At 50.8% G+C, this 13,986-nt stretch carries 11 protein-coding genes; all 11 read left to right on the forward strand.

The window, feature by feature from the left end:
• Positions 1-99: 99 nt before the first annotated feature.
• The 11 genes from GGC63_RS09640 to GGC63_RS09690 all read left to right on the forward strand — a co-directional run bounded on the left by GGC63_RS09640 (position 100) and on the right by GGC63_RS09690 (position 13,847).
• Positions 100-963 carry a fused DSP-PTPase phosphatase/NAD kinase-like protein gene (locus tag GGC63_RS09640; RefSeq protein ID WP_192702101.1) on the forward strand — a complete coding sequence of 288 codons (864 nt, stop codon included), beginning with the start codon at positions 100-102 and terminating at the stop codon, positions 961-963.
• An 88-nt stretch (positions 964-1,051) separates the two neighbouring features.
• Positions 1,052-2,251 carry an ABC transporter substrate-binding protein gene (locus GGC63_RS09645; protein WP_192702102.1) on the forward strand — a complete coding sequence of 400 codons (1,200 nt, stop codon included), beginning with the start codon at positions 1,052-1,054 and terminating at the stop codon, positions 2,249-2,251.
• 95 nt (positions 2,252-2,346) lie between these two features.
• Positions 2,347-3,570 (forward strand): ABC transporter substrate-binding protein, encoded by a 1,224-nt coding sequence (locus tag GGC63_RS09650; protein ID WP_192702103.1) that lies wholly within the window; start codon positions 2,347-2,349, stop codon positions 3,568-3,570.
• Positions 3,571-3,601: 31 nt separating this feature from the next.
• Positions 3,602-4,813: an ABC transporter substrate-binding protein gene (locus GGC63_RS09655; protein ID WP_192702104.1), complete on the forward strand. Its 1,212-nt coding sequence runs from the start codon at positions 3,602-3,604 to the stop codon at positions 4,811-4,813.
• Positions 4,814-4,842: 29 nt separating this feature from the next.
• Entirely contained in the window at positions 4,843-5,742 is a 900-nt protein-coding gene (locus tag GGC63_RS09660) for a sugar phosphate isomerase/epimerase family protein (RefSeq protein ID WP_192702105.1), read from the forward strand.
• 29 nt (positions 5,743-5,771) lie between these two features.
• Positions 5,772-7,610, forward strand: a complete 1,839-nt coding sequence (locus GGC63_RS09665; protein ID WP_318781012.1) for an iron ABC transporter permease — start codon at positions 5,772-5,774, stop codon at positions 7,608-7,610.
• 1 nt (position 7,611) lies between these two features.
• Entirely contained in the window at positions 7,612-8,751 is a 1,140-nt protein-coding gene (locus tag GGC63_RS09670; protein WP_192702106.1) for an ABC transporter ATP-binding protein, read from the forward strand.
• Positions 8,752-8,792: 41 nt separating this feature from the next.
• On the forward strand, positions 8,793-9,557 hold the full coding sequence (locus GGC63_RS09675) for an MgtC/SapB family protein (RefSeq protein WP_192702270.1): 765 nt from the start codon (positions 8,793-8,795) through the stop codon (positions 9,555-9,557).
• 23 nt (positions 9,558-9,580) lie between these two features.
• On the forward strand, positions 9,581-10,396 hold the full coding sequence (locus GGC63_RS09680) for a Cof-type HAD-IIB family hydrolase (protein ID WP_192702107.1): 816 nt from the start codon (positions 9,581-9,583) through the stop codon (positions 10,394-10,396).
• Entirely contained in the window at positions 10,393-11,202 is an 810-nt protein-coding gene (locus GGC63_RS09685; RefSeq protein ID WP_192702108.1) for an inositol monophosphatase family protein, read from the forward strand. Before GGC63_RS09680 ends, GGC63_RS09685 begins: the two co-directional genes overlap by 4 nt.
• Before the next feature lie 602 nt (positions 11,203-11,804).
• Positions 11,805-13,847 (forward strand): carbohydrate-binding protein, encoded by a 2,043-nt coding sequence (locus GGC63_RS09690; protein WP_192702109.1) that lies wholly within the window; start codon positions 11,805-11,807, stop codon positions 13,845-13,847.
• Positions 13,848-13,986 lie beyond the last annotated feature (139 nt).

Below are 13,986 nucleotides of genomic sequence, written 5' to 3' on the forward strand. Positions count from 1 at the left end.
AAAGCAATAGAGACTTCGCATTGACAAGTCTCTCTATTTTTAGCCTGAATGATAACGCTTACTTCATGGTTTTTGATCATTGCAGGGAGGTCGGTTTGGATGTCAAATCCGGATGCAGAGGCAAGGATTCAATTGGTTGTGGAGAGAGAGAATATAGATCGGCCGCCCAAGCGCTTCCGCATGGCAGCTTCCCCGTTATCCACAGATTCGGGCGAACCGGATCTTACCGGATTCAGGGAGCTTAGAGCCTCCGCCAGCGGGCAATATTCCCATAAGGAGCTCCAATATCTCAAACGCATCATCGGTGATGTGCCGATTACGCTGGTGGATTTGCGGCAGGAAAGCCACGGCTTTGTCAATGGGATGGCAGTCAATTGGCTTGGGGCGCATAACGGGGCTAACAAGGGACTGAGCAACGAAGAGGTGCTGGCTGTGAACGACCGGCTGCTTCACAATTTGCGCAGCGAGGCGGAGATAAGCTTCGACTATGTGGAAGGCAAGTCGGTACTGATCGAGCTTCCGCTGAAGCAGCCTGTACGGGTGGTGAGCGAAGAGGCACTGGCCCAAGAGGAAGGATTAGGGTATCAGCGGTTTTTCGTGACGGATCATCACAGACCATCAAATGAGGAAGTAGATCGCTTTATCGCTTGGGTTCAGCAGCTTCCTGAAGGCATGTGGCTTCATTTTCATTGTCGTGGAGGCGTAGGCCGGGCCAGTACGTTCTTCTGCATGTACGACATGATGAAGAATGCAGTCAACGTAAGTCTGGACGATATGCTGCAGCGGAATACCGCTATCGGCGGAAGAGATTTTCACCGGATGGATCCGAACGATGTTTACAAATACGAGGCGGCGCTGGAACGGCTGGATTTTGTCCGTCGATTTTACGAATACTGCGTTCAAAACGCGCGTACGGGATACGAATTATCATGGTCCGAATGGCTGGAGCAGCCTGCAAGATGATTCCGGCTAGGAAGGAATGCATGGTTCCTTACAAGGGTAAGCGCTTAATCCAACAGCTGTTGGCACAATATAAAAAGGGGGTTATCCCATGGGGAAGACAGCAAGCCGAACAACCATCGCTTTGCTGCTGAGCTCGGTCCTGTTAGCCGTAAGCGGCTGCGGGGGGACGACGGGCAGTAAAGGCAATGCTGCAAACGGAGATTCGGGCAACGCAGCCGGTTGGGCGGAGAAGGCGGGACTGAATAAGACAGAGACTTCGGCAGAGCTCTACGCCAAGGCAAAGGAGGAAGGCTCGGTCGTATTGTACTCCATGTCGAGCCGTGTCAGCGATGTCAAGGACTCCTTCGAGGCCAAATATCCGGGCGTGAAGGTAGAGGCCTATAATATCAGCTCGGTCGATATGCTGGAGAAGCTGGTTCGGGAGCATGGCGCCGGCATTTATAATGCAGACGTTATTTTCACCAAGGATACGGGCGGCACGTTCACGATGGAGCTGCTCAAAAAAGGCATCGTCCATAAATATATGCCGAACGATCTTGTGGGCAAAATGGTGGAGCCTTATAAAACGCAGGTCGACGGCTTCGTTCCTTATGTCGAAGTGAGAGGAATCTTCTATAACTCCGAAGTATACAAAACGCCTCCGATCACGAACTGGTGGGATCTTACGACGCCGGAATGGAAGGGGCGCCTAATGATCAGCGATCCGATGAAGTCGGCGGATACGATGGACCTGTTCCTGGCCTTCGTCCAGAATGCGGACGACATGAAGCAGGCTTACAAAGAGAAATTCGGTAAGGACATTGAACTGAACGGTTCGCCCAATGCCGGATATGAATTCATTCGCCGGCTAGCCAAGAATGACCTGATCCTGACCAATTCAGGAGGGGATATCGTCAAAGCGGTCGGCAAAACAGGGCAGACGAAGCCGCCTGTCGGGCTGGCGGTCTCCACCAAGCTGCGTGAAGCGCAGGGCCAGGGACTCAAGCTCGGCGTCTCCTACGATATTAAGCCGAAGGTGTCCCATGTGGAGCAGGCGCTCCTGTATGTTGGGGATCAGTCGAAGCATCCGAATGCGGCGAAGCTGCTCATCCGTTGGATGGCCGGAGAAGCGGACGGCAATGGAGATGGCTTGAAGCCGTTCAATATTTGGGGAGCCTGGCCGACGCGGTCGGACGTCAAGCAGGTGGAGGATTTGCCGCTTGCGAAGCTGAACGTATGGAAATACGACCCGGTCTTCTACTATGAGAATTCGCCTAAGGTTCGCGACTTCTGGCTGAAGCAGCAGTAATAGGGTACAAAAATCCTTTCTGAAAAAAGTAATTATTGCAAACGCTATCATCGATGAATATGCCTGCAAATTATGAAACGGGAGGCTTCATCATAATGAGGACAAAGCGCAAAGCGGTTACCGCGCTGCTGGTTTCGTTTACGATGCTGTTCATGCTTGCTGCCTGCAATTCAGGCAACGGAACCGGAGGTCAAGGCTCGGGCGGAGACGGGAAGCAGGGGGCGGCAACGAATATTCAGGCAGCCAATGAATGGGCGGAGAAGAACGGGCTGAACAAGACGGAGACTGTCGACGAGCTGTACGCCAAGGCGAAGCAGGAAGGGAAGGTTGTCGTCTATTCCCAATCCAGCCGGATTAAGGATGTTAAGGCGACCTTCGAGGCCAAATATCCGGGTATTAAGGTAGAGGCCTTCAACTTATCGACCAATGATATTGTCGAGAAGGTCATTCGAGAGCAGGCGGCGGGTATTTACAATGCGGACGTCATCTTCGTTAAGGACGCCAGCGGAGCCGTATCGACGGAGCTCACGTCCAAGAAGCTGGTTCATAAATATGTGCCTTCGGATTTATCGGAGAAGATGGTTGAGCCTTACAAAAGCAAGAGCAGCGGGCTTGTGCCGTACTTCAGCCTGCGAGCGATCTTTTACAACACGGACGTGTACAAAACATCCCCGATTACGAACTGGTGGGATTTGACCCTGCCGGAATGGAAGGGCAAGGTGCTGCTGAACGATCCGATCGATTCGGCCGATATGATGGATCTGTTCCTGGCCATGGTCCAGCACGCCGACGAAATGAAGCAGGCCTATAAGGACAAATTCGGCAAGGATATCGTGCTCGAAGGTACGGAAAACGCCGGCTATGAATTTATAAAGCGCTTTCTGAAAAATGACCCGGTCCTGATGAAGTCAAGCGACGAGGTCGTGGAAGCCGTGGGCGCAACAAACCAAGGCAAGCCGCCTATCGGGATCGGCGCCTCCAGCAAGCTGAGGGATGTCGTGGAGAAGAACCTGAGCATTGCCGCCACCTATGACGTGAAGCCCCGCATTTCCGTTGTCGGGCCGTCCTACTTGTATGTGGCTGATAAAGCGCCTAACGTCAACGCCGCCAAGCTGATGATTCGCTGGATGGCAGGGGAAGCCGACGGCAAGGGCGACGGGTTCAAGCCCTTCAATGTTATGGGCTCGTGGTCGACCCGAACCGATAACGGACGGACCGACCAGCTGCCGATTGATAAGCTCCATGTGTGGGATTACGACTCCGACTTTTTCTATAAAAATTATGTGAAGTTCAGGGAGTTTTGGCTCAAAATGCAGTGAGTAAACTCATTTAGGAAAGCAGGGGAAATCCATGAAAAAAGCGAGGACGACTTGCGCTCTGCTAGCAGCCTTCAGCATAGTAATCGCAGCGTGCAGCACTTCAACCCCCAAAGCTTCAACAGATCCCGCAGCCAATAGAGCAGCAGCAGCCGCATCAGGACAGGGTAAATCGGAGTGGGCGGAGCGGAACGGCTTGTACAAGACGGAAACGGTAGATGAGCTTTATGAGAAAGCGAAAAAAGAAGGCAAGGTGACGGTGTACTCCACTTCAGGGCGCATTAACGATGTAGAAAAGACGTTCGAGGCCAAGTACCCCGGCATTCAGGTCGAGGCGTTCGATCTGAAATCCAACGTCATCATGGATAAGGTCATACGGGAGCAGGCTGCAGGCATCTTTAACGCCGATCTGGTCTTGACCAAGGAAGTGGGCGGCGGCATCGAAGAGGAGCTGGTCAAGAAAGGCATGCTGTTCAAATACCTCCCGGATGATATCGCAAAGCATATTTATGAGCCTTGGCGCAGCAAGGGAATCGCCTTCGTTCCCTACCTGGAATTCCGCACGCTGTTCTACAACACGGAGCAGAATAAGACGCCTCCAGTGAACAACTGGTGGGATTTGACGACGCCGGAGTGGAAGAACCGGGTGCTGATGGTCGATCCGATGCAGTCACCGACTCAAATGGATATGTTTGTAGGGTTCGTCGTCAATTCAGATGAAATGGCCAAAGCGTATAAAGAAAAGTTCGGTACGGACATCGTCTTGAACGGGACGCCTAACGCCGGCTACGAATTTTTGCAGCGCTTCTATAAAAATGTCATCCTCGTAAAATCAAGCGGCGACGGTCAAGATGCCGTAGGCAAAGCGGCGCCGAATAAGCCGGCTCCCGTGTTCATCGGGGTGTCGGGAGATATTCGCAAAATGGCCGACAAGGGCTTGAAGGCCGACATCATTTGGGATATGAAGCCGAGGCTGTCGGTCGTAGACGAAGGCTTGCTGTTCGTAGGCAACAAGGCGCCTCATCCGAATGCGGCGAAGCTGCTGCTGCGCTGGATGGCCGGGGAAGCAGACGGCAAGGGAGAGGGGACGGCGCCGTTCAACGAAGTCGGCTCCTGGATGACCCGCGACGATGTGAAGCATAAGAACAGCAAAAACATTAACGAGCTGAACGTATGGCAGTACGACAGCGAGAAGTTCTACAAGGTCTATCAGGACGTCGTCAATTTCTGGATTAAAAATCAGTAAGTTCACACCATCGAAACGGAGTGTTGCCCATGTTAGGTTTTTCGATTCAAAGCCCTGTATTTCTTGGAAAAGCAAGCAAGGACAGTCCCAACGATCTGATCGCCCATTATGACCGGGTGGAGCATTTGCTGGATGCGCTCAAGTCGAGCGGAGTCGGCTCTATCGAAATCCGGATTCTCCCGCGGGGAGCGGACGAGTGGGCCTATCGCGATCTGATCCAGACGATATGGGATATCGGGCTTCAGGTGACGATTCACGGACACGTAGCGGGGGAGCATCCAGGCTCCCGGTTCGCGGAAATTTATCCTTCGATGAGCTATGTGCTGAAGCATTTTCACAAGTATCAGGACAGCCTGACGATGGCGCTGCACGCCTTCGATGCCAAGACGGGCTCGGAGGATGAGCTTCACCGCCAAACGGTTGAGCTGCTGCGCGATTGGGTCGGCATGATTGACGCCGAGCAGCTTCCGCTTCGCATCGGCATTGAGAATAACCGCAAAAAATCGAGCAAGGTTGACCCCGGCGATTCAATCGAGGGTGTCCTCCGAATCGTGAACGAGGTGAACAGCCCTCATGTCGGCATTACATGGGATATGGGCCATTTCTACTCGAATCTGCTGGATGTCCGCGGCTTGAAGGAGCTGCCGGAGGAGCCGCTGCTGGACCTGCCTCCCGCCGAATTCCTGCAAAAGGCTATCCATACGCATATTCACGGCATGGGAGCTACAGGGACCCATAATCCTCTGACACGCAGGAACAGCCTTCCTCTGGAGTATTATGTCTCCGCCCTTCAGCAGGCGGGATACCAAGGGATTTATAACCTGGAGCTCACGATGAACAAGTTCGATCAAGACCAGTCGCTGTGCGCGCATGTCCTTGATTCGGTCAGACGACTGCAGGCGGCAGCATTACTCGAATCGACAACATAACAGCCATGGACTGTAAAGGGGTGTAAGTGGTGAACAATATCGAATATTCAGGCACGTCGGCTCCCAAGTACTCGATGACCCGCGCCGTCAATCTGGTAAAAGGCTTTTTCACGAATCCGTTATATTTGATCAGTACCATCGCCATTCTGTTTCTTGGCTACACTATTGTCATTCCCATGTGGGAAATTGTATCGCACACCTTTACATGGCATCCGGAGGACATTCGGTCGAATCCGGGAGCCGTGCCGGGCGAACTGACGCTGAATCACTGGCTGCACGTGCTGTACAGCGATATCAGTCAATCGATCTTTTACAAGCCGTTATTGAACTCCTTCAATATCGCCGTATTCGTCTCGATCTTCTCGATGATCATCGGTGGCGGCCTGGCGTGGCTAGTAACCCGGACGGACCTTCCGTACAAAAAGGTCTGGGCGTTTCTGGCCATTATTCCTTACATGCTGCCGTCCTGGATCAAGTCGTTCGCCTGGCTGATCGTGTTCAAGAACGACCGGGTTGGCGGGACACAGGGGATGCTCCAGTATGTATTCGGCATCAATCCTCCGGATTGGATATCGTACGGCTTTCTGCCGATCTCTATCGTGCTCGTTGCCCACTACTACACGTTCTTTTATCTGCTTATCGCGGTATCGCTCAGCTCGATCAACAGCAGTCTGGAGGAGACCGCCGATATATTGGGAGCAAGCCGGTTTACGATTCTCAGAAAAATTACGTTTCCGCTGGTGCTTCCGGCTATTTTGTCCGCATTGATTCTAACGTTCTCCAAAAGTATGGGTACGTTCGGTGCGGCCGCATTTCTCGGTCTTCCGGTCAAATATTACACGATCGCTACGATGCTTTACGGCAGCATGAAGAACCGGATGATCTCCGACGCATACGTCTTGAGCTTGATCCTGATCATCATCTCGTCGTTGACTATCTATTTCAACCAGCGGGCTATCGGCAAGCGCAAAAGCTATGCGACGATCGGGGGCAAGGATTCGAGGAAAAATCTGAATCCGCTCGGTCGCTGGAAAATTCCAGCCGTCGCCGCCGTCTTCCTGTTCATGTTCTCTGCGGGTATCTTCCCGCTGCTGCTTCTCTTATGGCAGACCTTCATGCTGCAGGACGGAAATTACAGTCTCAGCAACCTGACCACACACTATTGGTTCGGGGATTCTGACTTCTCCATCGCCTCCGGCGAGGTCGGAATTTTGAAGAGCGACACGATCTGGCTGGGCTTAAAAAATTCTTTACAAATCGCATTGCTGGCAGCATCAATCGCGGCTATAATGGGTTTAATATTCGGATATGTCATCTCCAAAGGGAGAAAATCTCTTTCCGGAAAATTGGTAGAGCAGCTGTCCTTTATGCCTTACCTGATTCCAGGCATATCCTTTGCCGCCATTTATTTATCCATGTTCGCACAGCCGCACTTACTGCTTCCTGCCTTGTATGGAACCTTATCTATCGTCATTTTGATTACCATCGTCAAAGAGCTGCCGTTTGCAACCCGGTCGGGTACGAGCACTATGCTGCAGATCAGCGGTGAGCTGGAGGAAGCGGCCAAGCTGCACGGAGCCTCCTGGTTCCGGCGATTCTTCAACATCATGATGCCGCTGAGCCGCAAAGGCCTTATAAGCGCTTTCCTGCTCCTGTTTATCAGCGCCATGAAGGAGCTGGATCTGATCATCCTGCTCGTGACGCCGAAGACGAGTACCTTGACGACACTGACGTTCCGTTACGCGGAAAAGGGGTACCAGCAGTTTGCAGATGCCATCGTTATCATTATTATCGCAATTATATTGATTACGAATTTTGTTGCGACGAAATACGGCAAAGCCGATCTTTCGAAGGGCATAGGAGGATAATATGAGCGGAATCCAACTGAGCAAGATTAATAAATACTTCGACAACAATCATATACTGAAGGATCTGGATTTGTTTATCGAGGACGGCGATTTCATGACGCTGCTCGGGCCTTCCGGCTGCGGCAAGACGACGACCCTCCGCGTCATTACCGGATTGGAGAATCCGGAGGGCGGGATCCTGACGATCAACGGCAAGGAAATGGTCAACGGAGCCAAGGGCTATTATGCGCCCCCCTCCAAACGCGGCTTGAATCTTGTATTCCAAAGCTATGCTTTGTGGCCGCATATGACGGTCTTCGATAATGTGGCCTTCGGCCTCAGCATTAACAAAACGCCGAAAGCAGACATTCGCGGCAAGGTGGAAAGCGCGCTGGAGAAGATGCGGATCAGCCAGTACAAGGACCGGTATCCGTCCGAGCTGTCCGGTGGACAGCAGCAGCGGGTCGCCATTGCAAGAGCGATTGTGACCGAGCCGAGAATTTTGCTTCTCGATGAGCCTCTCTCCAATCTGGACGCGAAGCTGCGTCTCGAAATGAGGGCGGAGCTGAAACGGCTGCACCGCGAGTTGAAGACGACGATTATTTACGTGACTCACGATCAGGTAGAGGCTCTGACCATGTCGACCAAGATCGCCATCTTTTTCGAGGGCAATCTCGTGCAGGTCGACACGCCAAGGAATATTTATCGTCATCCGGTCGATTTGCGGGTGGCGGATTTTATCGGCAATCCCAAGATCAATTTCATTGATGCCGACGCATCGTATCATAATGGCAATTTGATGGCGGATTCGGAGCTCGGCACCATGGTGATCCCCGGCGTTCAGCCTGTCTCGGGCAAGGCCGTACTGGCCGTATATCCTGAGGACATCCGCATATCGCCGGACAAAACCGATGGCGCGTTTCCTTTAAGCATCTATTCGGTCATGCCGGCCGGTTCGGAGACGCTGATTCAACTGACGACCCGCGGAGACAATCTTCTGCTGGCCAAGGTGATTGGCGAGCTGGACTATCCCGTCGGCAAGACGGTGTGGGTAACCATCCCCCAGGAGAAGGTCAACGTGTACGACAAGGAGACGGGAAGATTGATTCCCCGAGCAAGCGATGCTGTGCCGAACAATGAACTGAAGCGTAATATTATTTAGAGAAACATAAATTACAGGGCTGGGAGAGAAAGACATTGACAATGGTAAGCGGAAGCGTATGGGAAATTACCCATTGGGAGCTGGTGCTCCGGATGATATTAGCCGTAGTATTGGGCGGTCTGATCGGAATAGAGAGGGAATACAGCAATCATGCAGCAGGGTTTCGTACCCATATTCTGGTTTGTGTCGGATCAGCGACGATCATGCTGCTGTCCATCTACGGCTTTTCCCAGTTTGTCAATGAAACGAATGTTCGTACGGACCCTGCCCGTCTGGCGGCACAGGTCATCAGCGGCATCGGCTTCCTGGGAGCAGGCGCTATTCTGCGCAACGGCAACATGATCAAGGGCTTGACGACAGCCGCTTCGGTATGGGTTGTGGCGGCCATCGGCCTGAGCGTGGGAGCGGGCTTCTACACAGGCGCGTTCTTCTGTACCTTTCTCGTGCTGATCAGCTTGTTCTTGCTGAACAAATGGGAGAAGCATCTGATGAGAAACCGCAGATATCATGAGGTCGAGATCCAGATCATCGATAAGCCGGGGACGCTGGGCCGCATAGCCTCTATCTTCGGAGATCATGATGTGCAGATTGCCAACTTGAAAATGATGCCCGACGAGCATACGTCCAGCGACAGCTCCGCTTCGCCGCCCATGAACCTGCATTTTAGCCTGAAAATGAAAAAGCAGGAGCAGCTCATCTCCGCAATGGAGCATATTGCTGCTATGGACGTTGTTATTTCTTTGGAATCCCAGCTGCTTCAAGGCCTGAAAACGAATGGAAGTAAAGAAAATTCGCTTTCCATATAAAACAGACAGGGTGGCTGGAACATGTGAAAAAAATACTACTCATTTCCGATTTGGACGGAACCTTATTGAATCAAACGCATCAAATCAGTCCCGAGAATGAAAATGCCATCAGGCGATTTAAGGAAATGGGCGGTCTGTTTACTTTAGCGACCGGACGGATGGAGGCTGCAGTAGAGCCCTTCATACAAAAGCTTGGTATCGACGTGCCCGTCATCCTATATAATGGAGCCAAGATTGTGGATCCGGTAACCAAAAAGGTACTGTATGAAAAGCAGCTGACCATTCCGCTTTCGTTATGGTCCCGATTCATGGCTTCCCTCACGGAGGCCGACGATATGGCGCTGCTTGTGTACCGGGACGGCCAAGTGTACGCGCCGGTACGCAATGCGGTACTGGAAAAGCACGAGAAGAAGGACGGGGTCGTATGTCTGCCCTTCACTGACGACCTCATAGCCGGTCCCGTCACCAAGGTGATGATCATCAGTGACTCGGTCCAGAAGGCCAATGAGCTGGAGCAAGCCGTTCTGAACAGCGGTTTGCCCTGCGAGATGGTCTATTCGGAATCCAATTATTTGGAAATTTTGCCGCAGCATGCGACCAAAGGAACCGCTCTGGAAGAGCTGGTCAGGATACTGCAAATCGACCAGCCGTACACCATAGCGGTAGGTGACAACCTGAATGATCTGGCGATGATCCGGCAGGCCGATCTCGGCTATGCGGTTGAAAATGCCCACCCTCAATTGGCCGCCGCCGCTGATGCGGTGACCGTGCATCATGAACGGCATGCCATTGCCGCCATCATTGGAGATTATATCGAAAAGAGGAGAGAGCTGGCATGAGCTATGTGGAAACGGCAGGCAGAATAGCGAGAGAAGCGGGACGAATGATCCACTCCCGAATGGATACGGACTTCTCTACCGAGCAGAAGAGCTCCGTCTTCGATGTCGTCACGGAAGTGGATAAAGCCTCGGAGCAGCTCATAAGGCAGCGCTTGAAGGAAGCTTACCCGGAGCACGGTTTCCTTGGAGAGGAGGAATCGTTCGCTCATGCGGGAGAGCTGGAAGAGCGGTTGGAGCAGGCCAAGAAGGAGCCCTTCGTCTGGATCGTCGATCCAATTGATGGAACGAATAATTACGTGCAGGGCATCCCGGGCTTTACGGTTTCCATAGCGTTGGCTTGTTACGGCGAGCTTAGAGCCGGAGTCATTTACGATCCGTGCCGGGACGAAATCTTCTGGGCGGAGAAGGGAAAAGGCGCCTTTAGGAACGGCAGCCCGATAACGGTATCGAATGCGGCAGAGCTGGCACAAACGGTAGTAGGGACCGGTTTCCCGTCCAAGGCGGCAAACCGGCAAGCGGTGATGACAAGCCTCCAGGAGATAGCCCCTCAATGCCGCTCCATCCGGTCGCTGGGCTCGGCAGCCCTGCATCTGGCGTATGTGGCTTCCGGCAAGCTGGGCGCGTTCTGGGAATACGGACTTAACGCGTGGGACGTTGCGGCAGGGGTGCTTATTATAGAAGAAGCCGGTGGAAGAGTCACGGATACCCTGGGGAATCCGTATCAATTGAGCGTGAAGCATATTGTCGGAAGCAACGGCAGCGTTCACGATGCACTGTTAAAGTCGTTGATTCCGCTGGGAATATAATGGGCCGACCTGCTGGGAGCAGGTCGGTTTTTATAAATTTCGGGGTTCCCCCGCAAAGTACCTGAACCAGCTTCGAAGCCAAGTCCCCACTTTGTGGGGTTATTTTATGGGGATCCTAGCCCCACAAAGTGGGGATGGAGTCTGTTGAAAAACCTGAAAATCTGAAAAATTTGCTTTGGTACTCCGGTGGGGTATCCCCTTCCGGTCACTGTTGTTCTCGGAAAATATGGATTATATTCGTTCCACAGCAGGTATTTTCCGAGAACAAAGGCGAACGCTATCGCTCCTCCAAGGGATACCCCACCTATTACCTTTCACATTTTTCTAAATGAACAGGCTTTTCAACAACCTGAAGCCCACTTAGAGGGGCTATTTTTGTGTTTATGTAGTAAGCCGTAACTTGTTGCCAAATTTTATACTTTCATGTATCTTATAGTATATTAATTATTTCCAAATTCCCCATCTAGAGGAATACACCGCAGAGAATATTGGAAGCGCTTTTAAGAATGGGGGCGATGACATTAATATCGTGTAATTCGTGTAATTCGTGTAATGCAAAATGAATCTTTGAGGCTGATTACTCTATGAGGAGGGACTACATCTTGATTAAAAAAATCTTAAGCAGTATGGCGTTAGGCAGTTTACTGGTAACTTCATCTTTCGTTGGTGCGGGCGGCACAGCGGAGGCGGCGGTGATCACTTCCATACCTAACTCGACTAAGGTGGAGAAAAACTATGACAGCAGCTTTTTAACGGTTCCCGGCTATGCATCTCTAGGAGTTAAGGATAGAAGCAGCTATATAGGAACCTCTTATTATCGTACGGTCAGCAATGGAAGAGAATTTTTGCAAGCCATCTCGGATGCGAGCAGCGGCGCAGTCAAAGTTATTGAAATTACTGATGATATCCACCTGGGATGGACTGAATTAGCTCTCGATTCAACGGAAAGGTCTAAATACAGTTTTATTACAAAATATCCGAACCCGTCGAACGGATTTACAAATCCGCTATTAATCGAATCCGGGGTATCCAAATTAAGCATAGCCAATATAGAAGGACTAACGATTTTCTCTACTTCAGGCAAGACAATTAAGCATGCTGAACTGAAATTACAGGCGTCCGTCAATGATATCGTAATAAGAAATCTCAATTTTGACGAGATGTGGCAGTGGGATGACTCCGGAAAGCATAAGGAAGTAGGCTGGTCCTTTATCAAGGTCAATGGCGCTAATAACGTGTGGATAGACCATTGCAAGTTTTCTATAGCGGCCGATGGAATGATAGATTTGGAGAATGGCGCATCCAACGTCACTTTTTCCTGGAATGAATTCGGACTAGCAGCTGATCCGAATCCAACGGTAAGCAGCTCTGTTTATCAATCTATCGATTATATGGAGCAAAAATATATAGCAGGCACATTGGACCTGATAAACAGCGTTTATTATAAAATGCGTAATGAAGGCGCTACCAAAAATCAGATTATGGCTTATGCCGCATACCACTCGAAAGTTCATTTGTCAGGCTCCGGCGATAAAGATTACACGAACTACGTCGGTCCTAACGGCGTTGAAATTAAAGACGGGAATCAAAGAATTCGACTGACTTTAGCGTATAACAGCTATAAGAATGTCGGACAACGCTTGCCCATGATTCGTCAAGGCACCGGGCACATCTTCAATAACTATTTTGATAATTCCACTCATCAGAATGCATTGGATAGCGTTGAGGCTATTGCCAAATACGGCGGGGATAAATTATCTCGCGGAGTCAATGCAAGGAACGGTGCTTCCATAGCGGCAGACACGAATGTATATAATGCATTTAACGAACCGCTGATTGGTGCCGAACGCCAAGGTGACGATACGGCTAATATGAACGCACCTTTTGACATGCTATTCCAAAATGCAATGAACCATAGTCTCATTGTCAATTCAACAGTAACCAACAGCAGCGGCACTTATACAGGCAGCAGCTGGGATAATAATGGCGATAATGCGTTTACCAAAGGAATAACCTGGTATGACAAATCTACTATCGGGAAATGGGCTTGGTCTTCTCATATCGACGGGGTAGAAAACATGAGTAAAATGAACCCGCCGACTACACCGTTTACGTTTACCTACCGGTATGACGAGCAATTGCCTTATGTTTATCAAACCTTCCCTCTGTCCAGCGTTGTACCGACAGTCAATCAAAACGCGGGAGTTTCCAAGATTACTCTCAGTAAGGAAGCCTGGCTCAAAACAAACTATAACACGGATGCCTATTCGACGATAGAAGCAGAAAATTACAACGACATGTCAGGCATTAAGGTTGAATCAAGCACTAAAGGTGGCCAGATTGTTGGAAATATTCATGAGGGGGATTACATCGGATTTCGTAATGTTCAATTTGGAATGACAGGACCAACCCAATTTGTTGCAAATGTGGCTTCCAAAAAAGAAGGAAACATTGAGATTAGACTGGATAGCCCGACAGGCACTCTGGTGGGCACATGTCCCGTAACGGACACCGGCGGCTGGGATACGTGGGAGGCACAATCTTGTACCATCAACGGTCCTACAGGCACTCATGATGTTTATCTGAAGTTTACAGGTAAAAGAGGATTTATATTCAATATCGACTGGTTCAAGTTTATACAGTAACATAACAGCCAAACTAAGCCCCCGTAACCGTACGGGGGCTTTAGTTGTCAGAAGAATTATACCTTTCTAAACCAGGCAAGAGCCAGCAACAGAAAATTCTAGTTTAGACGTACTTCACATGATATCTTTAGAGTACATC

This window comes from Paenibacillus sp. OAS669, assembly GCF_014873645.1.
Classification (GTDB): domain Bacteria; phylum Bacillota; class Bacilli; order Paenibacillales; family NBRC-103111; genus Paenibacillus_S; species Paenibacillus_S vulneris.

Bases quoted from the DNA above. Each gene is read 5' to 3' on its own strand.
- GGC63_RS09640 (WP_192702101.1), top strand. From the start codon at position 100: ATGTCAAATCCGGATGCAGAGGCAAGGATTCAATTGGTTGTGGAGAGA.
- GGC63_RS09645 (WP_192702102.1), top strand. From the start codon at position 1,052: ATGGGGAAGACAGCAAGCCGAACAACCATCGCTTTGCTGCTGAGCTCG.
- GGC63_RS09650 (WP_192702103.1), top strand. From the start codon at position 2,347: ATGAGGACAAAGCGCAAAGCGGTTACCGCGCTGCTGGTTTCGTTTACG.
- GGC63_RS09655 (WP_192702104.1), top strand. From the start codon at position 3,602: ATGAAAAAAGCGAGGACGACTTGCGCTCTGCTAGCAGCCTTCAGCATA.
- GGC63_RS09660 (WP_192702105.1), top strand. From the start codon at position 4,843: ATGTTAGGTTTTTCGATTCAAAGCCCTGTATTTCTTGGAAAAGCAAGC.
- GGC63_RS09670 (WP_192702106.1), top strand. From the start codon at position 7,612: ATGAGCGGAATCCAACTGAGCAAGATTAATAAATACTTCGACAACAAT.
- GGC63_RS09675 (WP_192702270.1), top strand. From the start codon at position 8,793: ATGGTAAGCGGAAGCGTATGGGAAATTACCCATTGGGAGCTGGTGCTC.
- GGC63_RS09685 (WP_192702108.1), top strand. From the start codon at position 10,393: ATGAGCTATGTGGAAACGGCAGGCAGAATAGCGAGAGAAGCGGGACGA.